Annotated in this window: 20 protein-coding genes; 12 read left to right on the forward strand and 8 right to left on the reverse strand. The window is 54.7% G+C overall.

The features are described 5' to 3' along the window. Window positions 1–41: 41 nt before the first annotated feature. Together ACMGG5_RS16820 and ACMGG5_RS16825 are read left to right on the forward strand one after the other, a co-directional pair. Window positions 42–1,409: an MFS transporter gene (locus ACMGG5_RS16820; protein WP_024909095.1), complete on the forward strand. Its 1,368-nt coding sequence runs from the start codon at window positions 42–44 to the stop codon at window positions 1,407–1,409. Window positions 1,410–1,629: 220 nt separating this feature from the next. Then, a complete protein-coding gene (locus ACMGG5_RS16825; RefSeq protein ID WP_024909094.1) occupies window positions 1,630–3,093 on the forward strand; it encodes a mannitol dehydrogenase family protein in 1,464 nt (487 codons plus the stop codon). A gap of 43 nt (window positions 3,094–3,136) precedes the next feature. Here the strand turns inward: ACMGG5_RS16825 and ydfZ are convergent, their stop codons facing one another. Next, window positions 3,137–3,340: a putative selenium delivery protein YdfZ gene (gene ydfZ, locus ACMGG5_RS16830; protein ID WP_014883679.1), complete on the reverse strand. Its 204-nt coding sequence runs from the start codon at window positions 3,338–3,340 to the stop codon at window positions 3,137–3,139. Between the two features lie 287 nt (window positions 3,341–3,627). Between ydfZ and ACMGG5_RS16835 the strand changes: the two genes are divergently transcribed. Then, the gene (locus tag ACMGG5_RS16835; RefSeq protein WP_048989540.1) at window positions 3,628–4,059 is read left to right on the forward strand and encodes a universal stress protein; all 432 of its coding nucleotides are present in this window, start codon (window positions 3,628–3,630) and stop codon (window positions 4,057–4,059) included. 34 nt (window positions 4,060–4,093) lie between these two features. Here the strand turns inward: ACMGG5_RS16835 and ACMGG5_RS16840 are convergent, their stop codons facing one another. Beyond that, on the reverse strand, window positions 4,094–4,780 hold the full coding sequence (locus ACMGG5_RS16840) for a GntR family transcriptional regulator (RefSeq protein WP_048989539.1): 687 nt from the start codon (window positions 4,778–4,780) through the stop codon (window positions 4,094–4,096). A 91-nt stretch (window positions 4,781–4,871) separates the two neighbouring features. Then, window positions 4,872–5,618, reverse strand: coding sequence for a bifunctional NADP-dependent 3-hydroxy acid dehydrogenase/3-hydroxypropionate dehydrogenase YdfG (gene ydfG / locus ACMGG5_RS16845; RefSeq protein WP_023292548.1), 747 nt, complete (start codon window positions 5,616–5,618; stop codon window positions 4,872–4,874). A gap of 142 nt (window positions 5,619–5,760) precedes the next feature. Between ydfG and dcp the strand changes: the two genes are divergently transcribed. Further along, window positions 5,761–7,794 carry a peptidyl-dipeptidase Dcp gene (gene dcp / locus ACMGG5_RS16850; protein ID WP_420278213.1) on the forward strand — a complete coding sequence of 678 codons (2,034 nt, stop codon included), beginning with the start codon at window positions 5,761–5,763 and terminating at the stop codon, window positions 7,792–7,794. A gap of 323 nt (window positions 7,795–8,117) precedes the next feature. After that, complete coding sequence (locus tag ACMGG5_RS16855) at window positions 8,118–10,700, forward strand: EAL domain-containing protein (RefSeq protein WP_048989535.1); 2,583 nt, start codon at window positions 8,118–8,120, stop codon at window positions 10,698–10,700. A gap of 57 nt (window positions 10,701–10,757) precedes the next feature. On the opposite strand, the gene uspF is transcribed toward ACMGG5_RS16855, so the two are convergent. Together uspF and ACMGG5_RS16865 are read right to left on the reverse strand one after the other, a co-directional pair. Next, entirely contained in the window at window positions 10,758–11,192 is a 435-nt protein-coding gene (uspF, locus tag ACMGG5_RS16860; RefSeq protein WP_023335555.1) for a universal stress protein UspF, read from the reverse strand. Window positions 11,193–11,317: 125 nt separating this feature from the next. Further along, window positions 11,318–11,608: a DUF1330 domain-containing protein gene (locus ACMGG5_RS16865; RefSeq protein WP_048989534.1), complete on the reverse strand. Its 291-nt coding sequence runs from the start codon at window positions 11,606–11,608 to the stop codon at window positions 11,318–11,320. Between the two features lie 68 nt (window positions 11,609–11,676). Between ACMGG5_RS16865 and ACMGG5_RS16870 the strand changes: the two genes are divergently transcribed. Further along, entirely contained in the window at window positions 11,677–12,132 is a 456-nt protein-coding gene (locus ACMGG5_RS16870; RefSeq protein WP_230581872.1) for a MarR family winged helix-turn-helix transcriptional regulator, read from the forward strand. Between the two features lie 72 nt (window positions 12,133–12,204). Here the strand turns inward: ACMGG5_RS16870 and ACMGG5_RS16875 are convergent, their stop codons facing one another. After that, complete coding sequence (locus ACMGG5_RS16875) at window positions 12,205–12,876, reverse strand: MgtC family protein (protein ID WP_267216555.1); 672 nt, start codon at window positions 12,874–12,876, stop codon at window positions 12,205–12,207. 457 nt (window positions 12,877–13,333) lie between these two features. Between ACMGG5_RS16875 and ACMGG5_RS16880 the strand changes: the two genes are divergently transcribed. Beyond that, window positions 13,334–14,539: an MFS transporter gene (locus tag ACMGG5_RS16880; RefSeq protein ID WP_420278214.1), complete on the forward strand. Its 1,206-nt coding sequence runs from the start codon at window positions 13,334–13,336 to the stop codon at window positions 14,537–14,539. Window positions 14,540–14,558: 19 nt separating this feature from the next. Here ACMGG5_RS16880 and ACMGG5_RS16885 read toward each other — a convergent pair whose 3' ends face one another. Beyond that, on the reverse strand, window positions 14,559–15,548 hold the full coding sequence (locus ACMGG5_RS16885) for a 2-hydroxyacid dehydrogenase (protein WP_048989528.1): 990 nt from the start codon (window positions 15,546–15,548) through the stop codon (window positions 14,559–14,561). 326 nt (window positions 15,549–15,874) lie between these two features. Here ACMGG5_RS16885 and ACMGG5_RS16890 point away from each other — a divergent pair, with 326 nt between their 5' ends. From ACMGG5_RS16890 to ACMGG5_RS16905, 4 genes are all read left to right on the forward strand, one after another. Then, a complete protein-coding gene (locus ACMGG5_RS16890; protein ID WP_024909490.1) occupies window positions 15,875–16,198 on the forward strand; it encodes a hypothetical protein in 324 nt (107 codons plus the stop codon). Between the two features lie 127 nt (window positions 16,199–16,325). Then, window positions 16,326–18,965 carry a YdbH family protein gene (locus tag ACMGG5_RS16895; RefSeq protein ID WP_420278215.1) on the forward strand — a complete coding sequence of 880 codons (2,640 nt, stop codon included), beginning with the start codon at window positions 16,326–16,328 and terminating at the stop codon, window positions 18,963–18,965. Next, window positions 18,962–19,153, forward strand: a complete 192-nt coding sequence (locus tag ACMGG5_RS16900; protein WP_014169918.1) for a YnbE family lipoprotein — start codon at window positions 18,962–18,964, stop codon at window positions 19,151–19,153. The genes ACMGG5_RS16895 and ACMGG5_RS16900 overlap by 4 nt, the downstream gene beginning before the upstream one ends. Before the next feature lie 7 nt (window positions 19,154–19,160). Then, window positions 19,161–19,478, forward strand: coding sequence for a YdbL family protein (locus tag ACMGG5_RS16905; RefSeq protein ID WP_024909488.1), 318 nt, complete (start codon window positions 19,161–19,163; stop codon window positions 19,476–19,478). On the opposite strand, the gene feaR is transcribed toward ACMGG5_RS16905, so the two are convergent. Continuing rightward, window positions 19,479–20,387, reverse strand: a complete 909-nt coding sequence (feaR, locus tag ACMGG5_RS16910; protein WP_420278216.1) for a transcriptional regulator FeaR — start codon at window positions 20,385–20,387, stop codon at window positions 19,479–19,481. Between the two features lie 241 nt (window positions 20,388–20,628). On the opposite strand from feaR, the gene ACMGG5_RS16915 reads away from it, so the two are divergent. Continuing rightward, the gene (locus tag ACMGG5_RS16915; RefSeq protein WP_024909486.1) at window positions 20,629–22,128 is read left to right on the forward strand and encodes an aldehyde dehydrogenase family protein; all 1,500 of its coding nucleotides are present in this window, start codon (window positions 20,629–20,631) and stop codon (window positions 22,126–22,128) included. Window positions 22,129–22,148: the final 20 nt, after the last annotated feature.

Consider the following 22,148-nt stretch of genomic DNA (forward strand, 5'->3'; position numbering starts at 1 on the left):
GCTCTATGTGGTTCGCATCTTACCTTTCAGAGATAGCCATCATGACACAAGCACAACCGCAACGATCCACTGCCGATCTGGTGAAAGCCGCCGTTTCCGGCTGGCTCGGCACCGCTCTGGAGTTTATGGACTTTCAGCTTTACTCGCTGGGGGCTGCCCTGGTCTTCCATGAGATCTTCTTCCCCGAACAGTCTGCCGCGATGGCGCTGATCCTGGCGATGGGGACCTATGGCGCAGGTTATATCGCACGCATTGTCGGCGCCTTTATCTTTGGCAGAATGGGCGACAGCATTGGCCGTAAGAAGGTGCTGTTCATCACCATCACCATGATGGGGATCTGCACCACGCTGATTGGCGTCCTGCCGACCTATGCGCAGATCGGGATTTTTGCCCCGGTTCTGCTGGTGACGCTGCGCATTATTCAGGGGCTCGGGGCCGGGGCTGAAATCTCCGGGGCCGGGACTATGCTTGCGGAGTACGCGCCGAAAGGGAAACGCGGCATCATCTCCTCGCTGGTGGCGATGGGCACTAATTGCGGGACGCTGAGCGCAACGGCGATCTGGGCCATCATGTTCTTTGCCCTTGACCGTGAAGAGCTGCTCGCCTGGGGCTGGCGCGTGCCGTTCCTCGCCAGCGTCGTGGTGATGATCTTTGCCATCTGGTTGCGTATGAACCTCAAGGAGAGCCCGGTCTTTGAGAAAGTGAACGATGCACAAACCGTGCAGCCGGACACATCGCTCGGTTCAATGGTGAAAAGTAAATCCTTCTGGCTGGCGACCGGCCTGCGTTTCGGCCAGGCGGGCAACTCGGGTCTGATACAGACGTTCCTCGCGGGCTATCTGGTCCAGACGCTGCTGTTCGATAAGGCCATCCCTACCGATGCGCTGATGATCAGCTCCATTCTCGGGTTTATCTCTATCCCGCTGCTGGGCTGGCTTTCCGATAAAGTGGGGCGCCGTCTGCCGTACATTATCCTCAATATCTCCGCCATTCTGCTCGCTTACCCGATGCTGTCGATCATCGTCGATAAGAGCTATGCGCCGGGGACGATCATGCTCTCTATCATCGTTATCCATAACTTCGCCGTTCTGGGGCTGTTCGCGCTGGAAAATATCACCATGGCGGAGATGTTTGGCTCGCGAAATCGCTTTACCCGTATGGCTATCTCGAAAGAGGCGGGCGGTCTGGTAGCTGTGGGCTTTGGTCCGGTACTGGCGGGGATCTTCTGCAATATGACCGGCTCCTGGTGGCCGATTGTTGCCATGCTGGTGGCCTATTCCGTGATTGGGCTGCTCTCGGCGATCCTGATGCCGGAAGTGCGCGACCGTGATTTGAGCGCGGCGCAAGACGCAGCGGAGTCCTCACCAGAAGAGCGTGTGGGTTACGGCGCGATCTCCTCGCGGCGCTAATGGTTTATATCTTGAGTGACTTATCACACAACTTTATATTTATGTCACACCACATGAGCAAAAGTTAATATAAATCAAAATCTCAAACGTCAGTATCAGTATGGTTGATGGCAGTTATTTTTTTACCCCAACTGCCATTCTAGTTGGTGTAGTCAGCAGGCGCTGCCGCTTCAGAAGGAGCGGCAGCGAACCACAGCTTTCTAATTAACGAGTCTTAATCATGGAAAATACCTTATTACAGGCCAACGCGACGCTGCCTCAGTACGATCGCGACAGCCTTAAAGCACGCATCGTTCATTTAGGCTTTGGCGCATTTCACCGGGCGCATCAGGCTGTGTATGCCGATATCCTCGCCGCTGATCACGGCAGCGACTGGGGTTACTGTGAGGTTAACCTGATTGGCGGCGAGCAGCAGATTGCCGATCTGAACGCGCAGGATAATCTCTATACCGTGGCGGAGATGTCTGCCGATGCGTGGACCTCCCGCGTGGTGGGCGTGGTCAAAAAGGCCCTCCATGCGCAGGTAGACGGGCTGGAGACGGTGCTGGCAGCGCTGTGTGAACCGCAGGTGGCGATTGTCTCGCTGACCATCACCGAGAAAGGCTACTGCCACTCACCGGCGACCGGGCAACTGATGCTCGATCACCCGTTTATCGTCGCCGACCTGCAAAACCCACACCAGCCGAAATCTGCGCCGGGTGTAATCGTGGAAGCGCTGGCGCGTCGCAAAGCGGCGGGTCTGCCGGCGTTTAGCGTGATGTCCTGTGACAACATGCCGGAGAACGGTCATGTGATGAGCAATGTCACCTGCGCGTACGCCCGGGCGGTAGACGGTGAGCTGGCGGACTGGATCGAGGCTAACGTCACCTTCCCGTCAACCATGGTGGATCGCATCGTGCCCGCCGTCACCCCTGACACGCTGGATAAAATCGAACGGCTGACCGGCGTTCGCGATCCGGCGGCAGTAGCCTGTGAACCGTTCCGTCAGTGGGTGATCGAAGATAACTTTGTTGCGGGCCGTCCGGAATGGGAAAAAGCTGGCGCCGAGCTGGTGTCGGACGTGATCCCGTTTGAAGAGATGAAGCTACGCATGCTCAACGGCAGCCACTCGTTCCTGGCGTATCTGGGCTATCTGGCCGGTTACCAGCATATCAACGACTGTATGGAAGATGAGAACTACCGCCTCGCCGCGCACGCGCTGATGCTTGACGAGCAGGCGCCTACGCTGAAGGTCAAAGGCGTTGATTTAGGTCGTTATGCCGATCTCCTGATTGCCCGCTACAGCAACCCGGCCCTGCGCCATCGGACCTGGCAAATTGCGATGGACGGCAGCCAGAAGCTCCCGCAGCGTATGCTGGACTCCGTGCGCTGGCATCTGGTGCATCAGAAACCTTTCCCACTTCTGGCGCTGGGCGTGGCAGGGTGGATGCGCTATGTCGGCGGCGTGGACGAGCAGGGTAACGCTATTGACGTGAGCGATCCGCAGCTGGCGGTTATTCAGGCGGCGGTGAAGGGCAGTGCGGAGGGGGAAAGCCGGGTCAAGGCGCTGCTCGGTATCGAGGCCATCTTCGGCAAAGAGTTACCGCGGGAAGCAGGCTTTGTTGATGCGGTGATGAAGGCATATCAGACGCTGCTGCAACAGGGCGCGAAAGCGACCGTGGCCCAGTACGTCTCTCAACGGTAATTCAGCACATGCCGCCGTTCGCGGCGGCATGTCTGCGCACAGCTTAGTGCATCCCCAGGCGAATCAGCTCAATCGGCTCGAACTTACCTTCGCATCCTTCCACTTCAACCGTTTTGCTGCGGCGCACCTGCGCGGCATCCAGCCCGTCGCTGTGGATCGCTTTAATCACGCCAGTTTTGCCCGTGCCGCTAATCATGACGCGGCTGCCGGTGGTAATTGCATTGCGGTTACGGTCGTATGTCATCATGGTATTTTCTCCTCTCTAACCTGTTCGTTACGGCGCTATTTCAGGGTTGCCGTTCACGGAGCATATAAATACGCCTGTCTGCATCACATGTTTTTGTTTTTGATCAAACTCACACTTTTTTCTTTATTGTGTTGGGCACTGACGGTTCACGACAGGAATTTACAAAGCAGACCGTTATTTTCATTAATTGATAGTTTCGACAGGGAAGCGTTGAGGGTTGGTTTATATTCCCGGTGCCATTCTGGGTACAGGAAATAACCCTTTCATCGGAATAAGGAGTCAGGCTTATGTATAAGAAGATTTTGATGCCTGTTGATGTGTTTGAAATGGATTTGAGCGACAAAGCGGTTCGCCACGCGGCAAACCTTGCGAAGGCAGAGGGCGCCTCGATTACCCTGGTCAATATTCTGCCAGCCAGCAGTCGGTCCCTGCTGCGCGGATTTAACGCCGATATTAAAAAGTTTGAAGAATATATGACTGAAGAATCCGGGAAGAAAATGAACGCGTTAAAAAGACTGTTCGATATCTCGCCGGAGAAAATTGACACCCTGGTTCGCTTTGGCAACGTCCGCGATGAAATTATCAGGCTGAGCAAGGAGGGGGAATATGACGTGATTGTCATTGGGTCGAAAAATCCGGGCATCACCACCCATCTGCTGGGATCAAATGCGGAATCTATCCTGCGCTACGCCACAATTCCGGTGTTAGTCGTTCGCTAAACCCATCGCCGCGTCCGAAAGGGGCGGCGTAATATTACTCTTCGCTAAACCACTCGCTATTTTCCTGACGAATCAGCTGCACGGATTCGCTGATTTCCTGCAGATGCAGCGTCATCGCTTTTTCCACAGCGTCCGCATCGCGTTTTTCCAGCGCGCTGAAAATATCGTGATGCTGTCGGAGCAGCATTGCCGGCGGGGAGACGTGATCGAGGCTCATGTAGCGCACGCGGTCGATGGTGGCCTTGATGTTTTCGATGGTGTCCCAGGCCAGCTGGCAATCCGCAATCTGCGCCAGTTTCTGGTGGAATTCATCATCAAGCTGGAAGAAGTCATTCAGCTGCTTACGGTCAATCGCAATCCGCTGCTGATGCAGGTTCTGCTCCAGCAGGTAACACTGGTTGTCGTTGATGAGCGTTGCGGCACGCCGCGCCACCGCGCATTCAATGGCCTGGCGAACAAAACAGCCGTTGCGTACCTGAGAGAGTGAAATTTTGTTCACGTAGCTGCCGCGCTGCGGGCGGATCTGAATCAGACCGTTTTCCGCAAGCTTAATAAACGCTTCACGCACCGGCTGCCGGGAAACGTCAAACCGCACGGAGACCTCTTTTTCAGAAAGCGGCGTTCCCGGTGGGATCAGGCAATGGACAATATCACGTCGCAAAATGCGATAGATTTGCTGGTTTACGGGCTGGGTGGGATTGAGTTGCGATTCAGCGGCCATGAGTTGTCATTTCTCAGAGAATTAGCCCGAACATACTACCATTCTTTTATAATCCGAAACAGACCCGGCCCGCAGGCCGGGAAGGGCAGCGTTAGCCACGATGGACGCTAAGTCCGGCAAAACTCTGGCTGACCGGCATCATTTCTACGGTATTGATGTTGACGTGTTTTGGCAGCGTCGCCACCCACCAGACCGTTTCGGTGACATCTTCCGGCGTCAGGGCGTTCGCGTTTTCATAGGTTTTGTCCGCTTTCGCGTCATCGCCTTTGAAACGCACGTTGGAAAACTCGGTGCCACCCACCAGGCCCGGCTCGATGTCGGTGACGCGAATGGCGGTGCCGTGCAGATCGGTACGCAGGTTAAGGCTGAACTGGCGCACAAACGCTTTCGTCGCGCCATAGACGTTGCCGCCCGCGTAAGGCCAGCTCCCGGCGGTGGAACCGATATTGATAATGTGACCGCGGTTGCGCTCGACCATGCCCGGCAGCACCGCGCGGGTCATATAGACCAGCCCTTTGTTGTTGGTGTCGATCATGTTTTCCCAGTCTTCCACGCTGGCTTTGTGGGCAGGCTCCATGCCCAGCGCCAGACCGGCATTGTTGACCAGCACGTCGATGGCGCGCCATTCTGCTGGCAGATTAGCGATCATCTCTTCGATCGCCGCGCGGTTACGCACGTCCAGCTGCGCGGTCAGGATGCTGTCGCCTAGTTCGTCTTTGAGCTCCTGTAAACGCTCCTGACGGCGGCCGGTCGCGATAACCTTGTGCCCGTTGGCGACGAAGCGACGCGTGATGCTTTCACCAAAACCTGCCGTTGCCCCGGTAACTAAAATAATCATCTCACTGTTCCTCAACGCTTTTTGTGTTGTACTAACATAGCACGGCCGCAGAGGGTGCGTTAAGGCAACATTTGTATGACAGCGTTGCAGGGGATGGCGGCCTGGCCTACTCTGGGAGGATACCCGTACTCAGGAGCGAAAGATGACGGCCACGAATCCCTTTTTCCACATCAGCCTGTTGCCTTACCAGGCCCCTCATTTTGATGAGATCAACGAGAGCCACTATCGTCCGGCCTTCGATGAAGCCCTTCGCCAGAAGCGGGCGGACATTGACGCGATTGTCGCTCAGGCCGCTGCGCCTGACTTCACTAACACCGTGCTGGCGCTGGAGAAAAGCGGCGCTATGCTCGCGCGCGTCAGCAGCGTGTTCTTCGCCATGACTTCCGCGCACACCAATCCGTATTTACAGGAGCTCGAGGAACAGTTCTCCACCGAGCTTGCCGCGCTGGCAAACGATATCTGGCTGAATGACGTACTGTTCGCCCGCGTGGAGAGCGTCTGGCAGGACCGTGCCGCGCTGGACGCCGAATCCCGTCGTCTGGTCGAAGAGACGTATCAGCGGTTTATTCTGGCCGGCGCGCGTCTGAATGAGACAGAAAAGGCCGAGCTAAAGGCGTTGAATACCGAGGCGGCCTCCCTGACCAGCCAGTTTAACCAGCGTCTGCTGGCTGCCGATAAAACGGGTGGGCTGGTGGTGGATTACGCGCACCAGCTTGACGGGCTCAGCGCCGGTGAGATCGCTGACGCGGCGCAGGCTGCCGCGGAGCGAGGGCTAAACGATCGCTGGCTGATCCCGCTTTTGAACACCACCCAGCAGCCCGCGCTTTCCGCGCTGCGCAATCGTCAGACGCGCGAAAACCTGTTCAACGCAGGCTGGACGCGCACCCAGAAAGGGGATGAAAACGATACTCGCGCACTGATCCTGCGTCTGACGGCGCTACGTGCACGACAGGCCCGTCTGCTGGGCTTTGAGGATTACGCCAGCTGGAGCATCGCCGATCAGATGGCGAAAACCCCGGCCGCCGCGCTGGAATTTATGCGCGGCATTGTGCCTGCCGCCCGCGCCCGCGCGGAACGCGAGCAGGCCGATATTCAGAAAGTCATCGACGACGAGCAGGGCGGTTTCACCGTGCAGGCCTGGGACTGGGCCTTTTATGCGGAGCGCGTGCGCCAGGCAAAATATGCCCTTGATGAGTCGCAAATCAGGCCCTACTTTGCGCTCAATATCGTGCTGCAGGATGGCGTATTCTGGGCAGCCAGTCAGCTGTTTGGTATTCGCTTTGTGGAGCGCTTCGATATCCCGGTGTATCACCCGGACGTCCGCGTATGGGAAATTTTCGACCACACCGGTGAGGGCATGGCGCTGTTTTACGGTGACTTCTTTGCCCGTGATTCCAAGCAGGGCGGGGCATGGATGGGGAATTTCGTCGAGCAATCCTTCGAGTTTGCTGCCCGTCCGGTGATCTACAACGTCTGTAACTACCAAAAACCGGCGAATGACGGTGTCGCGCTTCTCTCCTGGGATGACGTGATAACCCTGTTCCACGAGTTTGGCCATACGCTGCACGGTCTCTTTGCCAGCCAGCGGTTCGCCACGCTTTCCGGCACCAATACGCCGCGTGATTTTGTTGAGTTCCCGTCGCAAATCAACGAGCACTGGGCCAGCCATCCACAGGTGTTTACCCATTATGCGCGCCATTACGAAACCGGTGAGCCGATGCCGGACGCGCTGCGGGAAAGCATGCTCAACGCGACCCATTTCAACAAGGGTTATGACATGACGGAGCTGCTGAGTGCCGCGCTGCTGGACATGAACTGGCACGGCATCGGCGAGGCCGTTTCGAGCGTAGACGCATTTGAAGCGGCAGCCCTGAAAAAAGAGGGGCTGGATCTGCCCGCCGTACCGCCGCGCTATCGCAGCAGCTATTTTGCCCATATCTTCGGCGGCGGCTACGCGGCGGGATATTACGCCTACCTGTGGACGCAGATGCTCGCTGATGATGGCTATCAGTGGTTTGTTGAACAGGGCGGCCTGACCCGTGAAAACGGGCAAAAATTCCGCGAGGCGATTTTGTCCCGTGGTAACAGCACGGATTTAGCTGAGCTGTATCGCACCTGGCGCGGCCACGATCCGAAGATTGAACCGATGCTGGATAATCGCGGGCTGAGCGAATAGAGTCAGTCTCATCAGAAAAAAAGAACCGGGCTTTACGCCCGGTTTTTTTATACGTTTCATCGCTCCTGTGACCGCTACAGCAAAAAATAGTCTTAATATCCATTCTGTGTAAATACAACCGCTGAGGTGATAAGTTACTTTGACCGGTATATTTAATTAACCGAATTTAGGCTGTAAAAGAGTTAATGATTAATAATTTGATCTGGGTTGTAAAAACCACATATTCTTTAGCTTCAGGTTTTTTGCTATAAAATTATATTATTTTTTGCCGATAAATGAAGGTGGTATAAATATTGACGTAATAGCAGTTAAGAAGGCGAAAGATGACCCTACCTCTGAACAATCCGGCTTTCACGGATACCGAGCCTTCTAAAGGCCTGATAAATAAAACCTTTACCTATATTGTTACGTTGTTGATAAGTATTTTCATCGCCGCAATAATATCTCTGCTAATAATAAAAGATAATGTTAATGAAATCAGCGACAAGCATGATGAATTTTTGTTAAGGGAAGCGCTGGATACCCGCCAGGAAAGCATGCGAAGTCATTTGAAAGACAATGCAGAGTGGGGAGATGCCTACAAATATCTTCATCTGAACACTGACGTTCACTGGGCATGGGATAAGCAAAACCTGGGCAAGTCCCTCTATGACAACTTTGGCTACGAAGGGGTGTTTGTTCTCTCCCCGGAAGGGAGAACGCGGTACAGCGTGGTTGACGGGAAACTGAAGCTTCAGGATCTGGATCGCTGGTTAGATAAATCCACCAAAGACCGTTTACTCCGTGAGGTGAGCCTAAAAAATGGATTGCCGGTTTCTATGCTAACGCTTATCGATTCCGTTCCGGCCATTGTTTCTGCGGAATGGATAACGACGGGCGATGATACGAGCGTGCAGCCCTTACCGGGGAAAGCTTCGACAATGGTGTTTATAGACAAGCTAACGGCTAAAAAACTCCTCACGATTGGGCAGGATGCCGGCGTCAAAAATGTTCGTACTTCACCCGATCCAGTCACTTCTCAAATAAACAACCAGACTGAATTTACCTTAAGTGCTCAGAATGGTGATGTGCAAATTATCTGGGACAGCGAAAACCCAGGCCAGGCGTTGATTATTTATTTTTTACCCTTACTCATCCTTTCAGTCATTCTGACGGTATCGATGACGGTTATTCTCATGCGTCATATTATGCAGAAGGCGAGAATGCTTGACGAAAATACCTTTCTCCTCGAGCAGGCACGGTTGAATCTCATCACGAGTGAAAAACGATTCCGGGACGTCAGTGAAACAACCAGCGACTGGTTCTGGGAAACAGATTTATCGTTAAAGATAACGTGGCTTTCAGGTCGTTTTTCTACAGTGACGGGATATGAAAATAGCGAATGGATAGGCCGCAGGTTGGATGAACTCTTTCCCTCGACAGCTGGATTATTACATGGCTGTGTCAGCCGCCGCGAGTTAACTGAACGCTTTGAATTTAAGAACTGCCCTTATACTCACGCGCAACAATCCACGTCCTATTGCACGCTTCTGGCAAAGTTTTCTGCACAGCCTGACGGAACGGTGGTGTTGCGGGGTGCAGCAACCGACGTCTCTCAGGAAGTTGAAGCAACAAAACGAGTGGAGTTCCTGTCACGCCATGATGAATTAACCGGTCTGCCGAACCGGTATCATATTAAGGAGTTTCTTGCAGGACAGTTCGCTAAAGAAGGCGTCAATCATTATCCCTTTGCCATGATTTGCCTCGATTTAGACAAGTTTAAACCCGTCAATGATATTTTTGGGCATTCCGCGGGCGATGCTCTGCTTGGCGAGGTCGCTTTACGGCTTAAAAACTGCGTTCGTCGAGGTGATTTTGTCGCAAGGCAGGGAGGGGATGAATTTATGCTGCTCCTCGGCAACAGCAGCCAAAAAGAGCACATTGAGGAGGTGTGTCACCGCATCGTGCAAGAACTTAACCGTCCTTTCTCCATTGAGGGCAATGATGTGGCGATAGGCGTAAGCATGGGTATTGCGCTGGCTCCCCAGGATAGCAGCAGCGCAAACGATCTTTTACGCTATGCGGATATTGCGCTTTACCAGGCGAAACAATCCGGCAGAAACAGATGGGTCTATTATCGCCCGGATATGTCGGAAAAATTGACCGAACGGAGAAAACTGGAATTAGAACTGAAGACAGCGATTCGCGAAGAGCAACTCTATCTGGTTTACCAGCCTCGTTATAACCTCCGATACTCGAAAATAGACGCCGTCGAAGCGCTGGTACGTTGGAAGCACCCGCAGAGAGGGACTATGATGCCCGATCAGTTCATCACCCTGGCGGAAGAAACAGGCCTGATTATTAACCTCAGCAACTGGGTCATACGCACAGCGTGTGCGGAAACAAAAGATAAATTGCCGGGGTTATCGGTATCCGTAAATATTTCTGCTATCGAATTTCAGGCAAGCGATCTTGCCGAAAGGATAAAAGAGATACTTCACGAAACAGGGCTTGAGCCTAACCGTCTGGAAATAGAAGTGACTGAAAATGTCACGCTTTCCGATCCAGAAAAAACCTTGCAGACCATGAAGTCTCTCAAAAAGATGGGTGTCCGCATTCTGATCGACGACTTCGGTACCGGCTATGCATCCCTGAGCTATCTCCGGAAGTTTCAGTTTGACGGGCTCAAGCTCGACAAGAGTTTTATTTTTACCCTGGGCGATTCACCGCAGAACCAATCAGTCGTAGAGAAAATTATCGATCTGGGGAAAGCATATTCGATGGCGGTAACCGCAGAAGGGGTGGAGACTGCCGAACAACTCTCTTTTCTTAAAAAAAATAAATGTGATGAAGTTCAGGGCTACTTGCTTGGAAAACCGGCCGCTATTACGGACTTAAATTTAAACGCAAACAGAGTCAATCTCTAAAGCGTGCTTTCACTCAGGGAAACGTAAATGAAAAACCGGGCATGTCGCCCGGTTTTTTTATCTTACAACCAGCACAGGGCATTTCGCATGCCGCACCACTGCCGCAGCGTTTGAACCCAACAGATAGGTCGATATGTCAGGCTTATGGGAGGCGATGATAATCAGGTCGGCGCCGATCGTGTCAGCGAGCTTAAGGATTTGATCCTTAGGGGATCCCGTCACGGCGTGAGTCTGAATCTTATCTGCAGGGATTTTGAATTGCTTAACAATTTCATCCAGTTTAGCTAAAGCAGCGTGCTGGAACTCTTTCATCTTCGGCATTTCTACGGAGTAGGCCAAACCTAATGATGAGTAATAAGGAAGAGATGGAATAACAGTAAGAAAGTGAACTTTAGCTGTGTTAAGTGCTGTATGTGCCTGAACGAAGGGGATAACCATGTGCGTCAGGCTATCCTCGGAGATATCAATGGGAACCAAAATTGAATTGTACATGTGTCCCTCCTGAGTGTTTTTTGCACAGCTCAGGGTAAACCGTTATTTCCAGCAAAACAGAGAGCAGGCTTTCATAACGGGGACAAATTTCGGTTCTGTGATTTAGGTACAGTTGAACCTGCCTGTCATTCCGTCGTGACAATGAACATTCTTGCTTCCTGGGCGAGCTGGCGTTCAGCCTTAATCGGCGCATATTTTTCCGAATGATAGAAGGCAATGGCCTGATCTAACGTCGGGAATTCAAAAATGCCTGCATAGGGTAACGGCGCTACTTCCCCTTCCAGTACCTGTGCGACAGCTCCAAAATGGACAATTTTTCCGCCTGCTTCCTCTAATGCCGACGTGAAGCGAGGGGCCAGGCTGGCCTGTCTGGCAGGGTCAATGACCCGTAAGTTGATATGAACAAAGGCAGGCATAACGGTTCCTCAAGCAATATAAATAGTGTATATACAGTATTAACTTTAGCATTGCTTGTCGAGATGAAATGATGAACAACATTGATGTGGCGCTGTTGGAGACCATTCCGGAGGTCTGTCCGGCGTTTCAGGCGCGCGCTACCGCTCGGGCTATTACGCGCTATTACAACGCCTGCTTCAGACCGTTTGATCTGACCGCTGAGCAGTTCAGTCTGATGGTTGGCATCGGGGGGTCTCCTAATGAAACCGTTGCGGAACTCGCCGCCAGAGCAGGGGTGGATGCGACAACACTGAGTCGTAATATCCGTAGTCTGGAATCCCGGGGCATTATTGACTCGGCTGGAGGCCGTGGACGTGCCGGAAAACGACTCACGCTGACAGCTGAAGGCTGGCGTCTGCTTGAAGAGGTCATGCCGGTATGGCAATCCGCTAAGCAGGAGTTGTCCCAGCTAATGGGCAGCGAGCAGCTTAGCCTGACGACGGAGATGATGAAACGTCTGGCTAAAATCAGTGCTGCCTTATGAAGCTCTCCGCGTTATTGTCAGAGACTATGCAAAACGGAAAGGTTGTACCGGGCGTAATGCCCGGTAATAGACTTAAATTGCGTGACAGCTGACGGACGCGATAATTTTATTCCCGCCAATATTACCCATAATCAGATCGAGTAATTTCCGGTATTCCTCCCGGGTCATCACTTCCGCCCGTATTTCAGTTTTACCTTCTGCTTGCGCCGTTGCGCAATAAATGGATTTCAGGCTTAACGTCAACTCTTTCGCCATGTTTACCACGCTCTGTCGGACCGCATCTTCATGCTCATCATTGCAGGTGATTTTCAGGACATAGCATTTTTCGCCTTCATGGAGCGCGGGCAGTTGATTAATCCGTTGCGCAGCTTCGCGAAGCAATATGTTGGCACAAAGGATAATCACGCTGGCCATACCGGCATTCCAGAATTGACCTAAGCCGCACAGCACACCAATTCCGGCCGAACACCATAGCGTTGCGGCGGTATTTAGACCACGAATATTCATTCCTTCACGCATAATGACGCCAGCGCCAAGGAAACCTATTCCGGAGACGATCTGCGCTGCAATGCGTCCCGGGCTATCGGGTGACGTCGAGATGGAACTTAAAATAAACACGGCAGCGCCCGTCGCAACCAGTGCATTGGTACGAAGCCCGGCCATACGCTGGCGCCACTGTCTTTCCGCGCCGATAATTGCGCCCAGCAGCATCGCTGCGAGCAGATGAGAGATATAAGGGAACATCAGCCTGTCGCCTGTTAACATGATTAAACGATAAGCGTCAGTGCTTCACATAGCACAGTATGACGCCGTTAAAACGCAAAGCATGTCAGCGCGAGGGTGGCGGAAAGAGTGAATGGTTAAACATGAACATCGTGATGCCCCACAAATTTGGTCGTTCATAATGTATTGGGATGCAATCACGTAAAGAGGATTGCTGCCCACCGTAAAGGTAAGCAGCGAGAAAATCGCGTCAGCTTACCTTCGTATCGACGATAAAATAACTTTCCAACGAAGGACTCCTGTGAAAATTTATTGCCAGTATAGTCAGGGTCGATAATGAGTAAAGTGAAAAAACAACGTCCGTTATGAATTGTTTAAGTTCGGAAGGCATATTTTTTAAGACGTCATCTGATTTTCAAAAATACCCGCTATACTACATTTCCTTTTTTACAGGCGATAACAGACAAAGGCAGGATGTATGTCTCTTCGTTCGCTGCGGGCGTTATGCCTGACAAGTTTTTTCATTGCGGATGTTCGCGATGGCCTGGGGCCTTTTCTCGGTATTTTTCTGACCGAACGCCACTGGACCCCTGATGATATCGGCATCCTGATGACGGCCGGCGGGCTGGCGGGATTACTGGCCACGCTGCCGGCGGGATTCATCACCGACACCTCCCGCAACAAACGCGCTGTGCTCGCGCTGCTGTGCATTCTGATCACGTTAAGCACGCTTCTGCTCTGGTTTAGCCAGCAGAGCGCCGTGGTCGCCGTGTCGCAAATCGTCACCGGTATCTGTGCGGCATTTGTCGGGCCGTTGATCGCCGGGATTACGCTGGGGCTGACCGGGCAGAGTGGGTTCAGCGCGCAGATGGGCAGAAACGAGGCGTTCAATCACGGCGGCAATTTCATGACCGCTCTGATTGCAGGCGGCATTGCCTGGTACTGGGGCGTGGGCGGGATTTTCCTGCTGATGACCTGTACCACGCTGCTAACGCTGTATGCGCTGCTTGCCATTCGCAACAGCGATATCGATAACGACGCGGCGCGCGGGCTGTCCTCTTCAGCGAGCCTGCCGGTCCCCGGTTTTGCGATGCTGATGAAAAACCGGGCGCTGTTTGTGACCGGACTGACGCTGCTGCTGTTCCACCTGGCGAACGCCGCGCTATTACCGATGCTGAGCATGAGGGTGGCTGCTGCGCCCGCCACAATCAACCCCGGTTTGTACGCGGCGGGTACCGTCATCATCTCGCAGGCCGTGATGATCCCCGTCGCCATCTGGGCTTCGCTCCGGATCGAACATTATGGCTACTGGCGCTTAATTATGTTGGCGCTGCTGGTCATGCCGGTACGCGCGGCGCTGGCGGCATCCACGGACGCGCCGTTCATGATGATCCCGGTACAAATTCTCGACGGCCTGGCTGCCGGGATCCTCGGTGTCGTCGTACCGTCGTTTGTTGTGGTGCTGCTGCGCGGAAGCGGGCACGTCAATGCCGGGCAGAGTGTGGTGATGCTGATGCAGGGAGTAGGGGCATCCATGAGCCCGGCGTTAACCGGGACGATCGCCGGTCATTACTCGTTTGCGACGGCATTCAGTGTCCTGAGCGCGATTGCGCTGGCCGCCGTTCTGATCTGGTGGCGCGTTGCGCACCGCAGCTGGGAAACAAACGCGCCGGGTGAGGCTTAGCCACCACCCGGCGTATCACTTAAGCCAGCTCGTTAGGGCACGGCTCACCCTGTTCTAACTGCTGAAGATTGCCCAGCGTGGTTTCCGAAATGCTGATCAGGGCTTCGGCAGTCAGAAACGCCTGGTGTCCGGTAAACAGGACGTTATGGCAGGCAGAGAGGCGACGGAACACGTCGTCCTGGATGACATCATTAGACTTGTCTTCAAAGAACAGATCGCGTTCGTTCTCATACACGTCCATCCCCAGCGCGCCAATTTTCTGGGTTTTCAGCGCTTCGATTGCGGCCTGAGAGTCAACCAGTCCGCCGCGGCTGGTGTTGATGATCATCACGCCATCTTTCATCTGGTCAAACGCCGCCTGATTGAGCAGGTGGTAGTTTTCCGGCGTCAGCGGACAGTGCAGGGAGATCACGTCGGACTGCGAGAACAGCGTCGGCAGGTCAACGTACTCCACGCCCAGATCCAGCGCTGCAGCGCTTGGGTACGGATCGAATGCCAGCAGACGCATGCCAAAGCCTTTCAGAATGCGCAGGGTAGCCACGCCAATTTTACCGGTGCCGATCACGCCAGCGGTTTTGCCGTACATGGTAAAGCCGGTCAGCCCTTCCAGCGAGAAGTTGGCGTCACGGGTGCGCTGATAAGCGCGGTGAATACGACGGTTGAGGGACATCATCATGCCAATCGCATGTTCCGCGACCGCTTCCGGGGAGTACGCCGGAACGCGAACCACCTTCAGACCCAGCTCTTTTGCCGCATCGAGATCCACGTTGTTAAAGCCCGCACAGCGCAGGGCGATGTACTTCACCCCCTGTTTTTTCAACTCTTCCAGCACCGGACGACTGCCGTCATCGTTTACGAAAATGCAGACGCCTTCACAGCCGTGCGCCGTTTTGGCGGTTTTTTCGGACAGCAGAAAGTCGAAAAATTCAAGCTCAAACCCGTAAGCCTCGTTAACATGTTGCAGATACTTTTTGTCGTACTGCTTTGTGCTGTATACCGCGAGTTTCATAAGACTTTCTCCAGTGATTTTGCATTCACGTTAGCATGATTAAAATTATCTTACAATTTATAAAATATTATTGAATTCAATAAGTTCTATCAATTATTCTAGAGCATATGTGCACCCTAACTCCATGATATTCTTACTACGAGAAATCTTCGGCGCGGATCTGATCGGGACATGTAGCGGAAAATGAAGTGGGTAGAGGATGCGAGAAACGCCTGTCTGAATTACGTTAAAGAATGGCAAGAGGGTGCGAAAACTGCAATCCTTCCTGATGTGATGGGACGATACCAGAAACTGGGTGAGTTTCTGATAAAGAGGGAGAATGATGCATGTCTCAACAATTGGAGTTGTCCTTATCTCCGCCGATGCTGCCTGCTTTGTGCTACTTTATTGTTTCTATTGTGATTTTCTTCTTATTGTACTTCGGGAAATTGAAAGTTAACCGGCTCCGGAAATATCCACTGTTCATTGCTTATACGCTGTTTGTGATAGCCATTGCTGCCATTCAAATTAACGTTTTTGCCAACGGCTATGAGTTTGTTAGCGCATTTTTACTTATTGATTTTGATCCCTGGCGGTACAACTCGGTGTATTGGGGGTCGTTGATATTCGCCATGCTTTACCTTCTGGCGTTGCCTCGGAACAGGCCCTAGTTTCGCAACTTAACGTTACAGCATCTATTCTTAAACCTGGCTTTGACTTCAACTGACCAGCTAAACATGCGACAATGATCGGCACTGCCGGCTTAATTCTTTCGCTAAATCAGGATATTAACTGCCCATGAAGGGTAAATACAAAGCCGCTCTTGCGCTTTTACTGCTGTTCATATTGTTGCCGCTGACGCTGCTGATGACGCTCGCCCAGTGGGTACCGACGCTCGCCGGGATCTGGCTGCCCGTCGGGACGCGCATCGCTTTCGAAGAGAGTCCGAAACTGACTCGCCACGCGCTGGTGATCCCCGATCTTCGCTATCTGGTTGAAGACTGCGAAATTGCCCGCATCGATAACGTGACGCTGTCACATCCCAGCCGCTGGAAGCTGGATATCGGCACGCTCGATTTAAACTCCGTCTGCCTCAGCAAAATTCCCCAGTCCGCGCCGTCAACGGTTGCTCCCAAAACGCTGGCCCAGTGGCAGGCGGTATTGCCCAATACCTGGCTTACGGTTCACCGCCTGACGCTGTCGCCCTGGCAGCAGTGGCAGGGTGAGCTTAATGCGTCGCTGACCCCGTCCAGCCAGGAGATCGCCTATAAAGGCGAGCAGGTCAGCATTAAAGGCACGCTTCGCGGCCAAACGCTCTCGGTCAGCCAGTTTGATGTACAGCTCCCGGACCAGCCGCAGCCGATTAAGCTGGTGGGCGAGTTTACTTTGCCGCTGGTTCCGGACGGCGTGCCGGTGAAAGGCCACGCGGTGGCGACCTTTAACGTGCCACAGTTAACGTCCCTGGTCGACGCCGATCTGGACTGGGAAGAGAATCAGGGACAGCTGGTGGTGATGGCGCGGGACAACCCCGATCCGCTGCTCGACCTGCCGTGGCAGATCACGGCGGAGCAGCTGAACATCAGCGACGGGCGCTGGAACTGGGATCTCTCGGGTATGCCGCTGAGCGGGCGGGTGTCCCTTCGTGCAGACAACTGGCAGCAGGGGCTGGAGAAAACAACCCTGACCGGACGACTGAATGTGCTGACGCACGGCGATGCGGGGAAAGGCAACGCGGTACTGAATATTGGGCCCGGCAGGCTCAGTATGGAAAACAGCGAAATGCCCCTGCATCTCAGCGGCGAGGCGAAGCAAAACGATCTCATTCTTTACGCCAAATTGCCCGCCACGCTGACCGGCAGCCTGTATGAACCGCAGCTGGCCTTTGAGCCGGGCGCGTTGCTCCGCTCGCGCGGGCGCATCATCAATTCGCTCGATATCGATGAAATCCGCTGGCCGCTGGCGGGCGTGAAGCTGACCCAGAAGGGCGTGGACGGCCGTTTACAGGCGATTCTGCGCGCCCATGAAAACGAGATGGGTGATTTTGAACTCCACCTGGACGGCCAGGCTAATGACTTTTTACCTGATAACGGCCTGTGGCAGTGGCGCTACTGGGGTAAAGGCGGTTTTACGCCGATGCATGCCCGCTGGGATGTCGCCGGGAAAGGCGAGTGGCGCGACAACCTGATTGAGCTGACGGCGCTCTCCACCGGTTTTGACAAGCTCCAGTACGGCACGATGGAGGTCAGCAAGCCGCGTCTGGTGCTGGATCAGCCGGTACGCTGGTTGCGCGATGCCGAAAAACCGGCCTTCAGCGGCGCGCTGTCGCTCAATGCAGGACAAACCCGTTTCTCCGGCGGCAGCGTGTTGCCACCCTCGGTCCTGACCTTCAGCGTCGACGGCACCGACCCGACAATTTTTCAGTTTAAGGGCGACCTCCATGCGGACAAAATCGGTCCGGTACAGGTGAACGGTCGTTGGGATGGCGTGCGCCTTCGCGGGCAGGCCTGGTGGCCGAAACAGTCCCTCACCGTATTCCAGCCTTTGATCCCGCCGGACTGGAAAATGACGCTGCGCGACGGGGAGCTTTATGCGCAGGTCGCCTTCTCGGCGGCGGCCGATCAGGGCTTTGAAGCGGGCGGGCACGGCGTGCTGAAATCCGGTAGCGCCTGGATGCCGGATAACCAGATTAACGGCGTCGACTTTGTGCTGCCGTTCCGCTTCAGCGAGGGAACCTGGTCCCTCGGCACGCGCGGTCCGGTCACGTTGCGCATCGGCGAAGTGGAAAACCTGGTGACCGCGCGCAACATTACCGCAGATTTACAGGGTGATTATCCCTGGACGGAAGACAATCCGCTGCTGCTCACCAACGTGAAGGTGGAAACCCTCGGCGGGAAGATCACCATGCAACAGCTGCGGATGCCGCAGCACGATCCGGCCCTGCTGCGGGTGGACAATATCTCTTCGAGCGAGCTGATTAGCGCCGTCAATCCGAAGCAGTTTGCCATGTCAGGGCCGGTGAGCGGGGCGCTGCCGTTCTGGCTGGACAACGAAAAATGGATCATTAAAGATGGCTGGCTGACCAACCCGGGGCCTATGACGCTGCGCATCGACAAAGATACGGCCGACGCCATCGTGAAAGATAATATGGTTGCGGGTGCCGCGATTAACTGGCTCCGCTATATGGAAATTTCGCGTTCGTGGACGAGAATCAATTTAGATAACTTGGGTGAATTAACCATGCAGGCGACCATCAAGGGGACCAGCCGGGTCGATGGCAAAAGCAGCTCCGTCAACCTGAACTATACCCACGACGAGAATGTCTTTACCCTCTGGCGCAGCCTGCGTTTTGGGGACAACCTGCAAACCTGGTTTGAGCAACATGCGGCGATACCTGCTCCCCGCAGTTCGACTGGCAAGGAAAGTGAGGAACAACAATGAAAAAGATGGCTGGTGTGCTCACCGTTGCCGTTGCCGCGCTACTGACCGGCTGTACGCCGCGAATTGAAGTCGCTGCGCCAAAGGAGCCGATTACCATCAATATGAATGTCAAAATCGAACATGAGATCCACATCAAGGTCGATAAAGACGTTGAAACCCTGCTGAAGTCGCGCAGCGATCTGTTCTGAGGACGCCATGAAACGAGTAGCTCTGATTTTGCTGGCGCTGGGGATGAACGTGCAGGCAGCTGCGCTGACCTTAAACGATGCCCGGGCCCAGGGGCGCGTGGGGGAAACCCTCAGCGGTTATCTTGCCCCGGTTCAACAGGACGCGGAAACGCTGGCGCTGGTTAATCGCATCAACGCGGCGCGCACGGAAAACTACCAGAAGCTGGCTGACAGCAATAATTTGCCGGTCGATGAAGTGGCCAAAATGGCAGGGCAGAAACTGGTTGCCCGCGCGCAGCCGGGCGAATATGTGAAGGGCATTAACGGAAAATGGCTCAAAAAGTAGCTAGCGGTAGCGCCTGCGGTATTCCCCCGGCGAGACGCCAAAACGCTGCTTAAACGCCGTTGAAAAATGGCTATGGTCGGTGAACCCCCAGCTGTAGCCAATGCCCGCCAGCTTTTCATCATCACCGGCAGCGCGCAGTACCTGCGCGCACAGATCCAGACGACGGTTTTTGATGTACTGCGCCACCACCAGCCCTTTCTCGGCAAACATGCGGTAGAGGCTGCGCACGGACATACCGCTCTCGGCGGCGATCCATTCCGGGCGCAGCGATTCAGACTGAATATGGTCGTCAATCAGCGCCACCACATGCTGGAACTGGCGCTCCTTGCGCGGCTGAATGATTTCACGCTGCTGGAAAGCGGGACGAAGCAGACAGATCATCGCCTCGAGCGCCGCTTCACTTTCACGGTCACTCAGTTCGGCATTGCTCATGCTCTCCGTCAGCAGGCGATGGCTCAGCTGTACCGTGGGCAAGGTTCGGGAAAGGGCGGTCGCGCAGCTTATCTCCTGGAAACGACACTGCTGCTCAATTATCTGACGGGGAACCAGCAGCGAAATCTGGCGGGACTTTTCCCGCCAGTTGATCGAGCAGGGACGCGACGCGTCAATCAGCGTGATATCACCGGTCCTGAGTAGCGCGCGACGGTCATCCTGTTCAATTTCCGCGCTGCCTTCTAGCTGGAACACGGTATAGAACCAGGCATCGTTACTCTGTGTAATTTCCTGACGGGAGCGGAACAGATTAACGCCGCCTGCGGTCACGGTGCTGAGCTTCAGGCTGCGCGCATAGCTGGTCTCCAGCTCGCCGAAGAATTTCCCCTCGGTGGGCTGCGCGTTAAAACGCCCGCAAACCTGGTTAATTTGCGCCAGCCACTGCTGATATTGTTCCTGCTCGCTTGCACACGCCATCGTTTCTCTCACTGCACCGTCAACGTTTTCGCATTGTTGCATTTGTGTTGCATTTTGTCAGAGCTATGAGGCTGACTATAGGAAAGAACACTCACCGGTAACAGCGATATAAGCGGCAATTATCGTGATTTGCGGAGCCTGTCACAGGTGGCAAAGCGAATGTCACAGAGACAAAAGCGAGAATGCAAAACCCCACTTAGACTGGATGGACACCCTGCGAAGAATAACGAAGGAGTATCCTATGTCTGAATCACAGGTGGCCATTCAGCCTGCCGTACAACAATTTTTAGACCGACAGCATGGCCTGTGGATTGAAGGGCGTCAGGCCGCATCGGACAGTGAAAAGCGGCTGAACGTCTACAACCCGGCCACGGGCGAAGTCATTGCCTCGACTGCCGATGCCAGCGTCGACGACGTTGACCGTGCCGTCATGTCCGGCTGGCGCGCGTTTGTCGCCCGCAGCTGGGCCGGAAAACTCCCGGCGGAGCGCGAGCGGATCCTGCTCCATTTCGCCGATCTGGTGGAACAGCACAGCGAAGAGCTGGCCCAGCTTGAAACGCTGGAGCAGGGGAAATCCATTAACATTTCCCGCATGTTTGAAGTCAGCTGCACCCTGAACTGGATGCGCTATACCGCCGGGCTGACCACCAAAATTACGGGTAAGACCCTCGACCTTTCCATCCCGCTGCCGCAGGGCGCCCGCTATCAGGCGTGGACGCGTAAAGAGCCGGTTGGCGTGGTGGCCGGGATTGTGCCCTGGAACTTCCCGCTGATGATCGGGATGTGGAAAGTGATGCCTGCGCTGGCCGCGGGCTGCTCTATCGTCATCAAGCCGTCAGAAACCACGCCGCTGACCATGCTGCGCGTGGCGGAACTGGCCAGCGAAGCGGGCATCCCGGACGGGGTGTTCAACGTGGTGACCGGGAGCGGCGCGGTGTGCGGCGCAGCGCTGACCTCGCATCCGCATATTGCAAAGGTGAGCTTCACCGGCTCAACGGCGACGGGTAAGCAAATTGCCCGTGCGGCGGCGGACACGTTAACCGGCGTGACCCTGGAGCTGGGCGGGAAAAACCCGGCTATTGTACTGAAAGACGCCGACCCGGCGTGGGTGATCGAAGGCCTGATGACCGGCAGCTTCCTGAACCAGGGGCAGGTGTGCGCGGCGAGCTCGCGCATCTATATTGAAGCGCCGCTGTTTGACACGCTGGTCAGCGGGTTTGAGCAGGCGGTGAAATCCCTGAGCGTCGGGCCGGGCATGTCGCCGGAGGCGTTTATCAACCCGCTGGTGTCGCGCGCCCACTGTGACAAGGTGCAGACCTTCCTTGATGAGGCGAAGTCGCGCAACGCGGAGCTAATCGTCGGTAACCGGGGGCCGGAAGGCAAAGGCTATTACGTTGCGCCTACGCTGGTGGTGAACCCGGATGCCTCGCTGCGCCTGACCCGCGAAGAGGTGTTTGGCCCGGTGGTCAACGTGGTGCGCGTCGCCGACGGTGAAGAGGCGCTTCAGCTGGCAAACGACAGCGACTATGGCCTGACGGCCAGCGTCTGGACGCAAAATATCAGCAAGGCGCTGGAGTATACCGACCGGCTGCAGGCGGGCACCGTCTGGGTAAACAGCCATACGCTGATCGACGCCAACCTGCCGTTCGGCGGCATGAAACAGTCCGGTACCGGGCGTGACTTTGGTCCGGACTGGCTGGACGGCTGGTGTGAAACTAAGTCGGTGTGCGTGCGGTATTAAAAACATTGCCGGGTAACGCT

The sequence above is a fragment of the Enterobacter sp. BNK-34 genome (genome assembly GCF_048684445.1).
Classification (GTDB): Bacteria; Pseudomonadota; Gammaproteobacteria; order Enterobacterales; family Enterobacteriaceae; genus Enterobacter; species Enterobacter pseudoroggenkampii.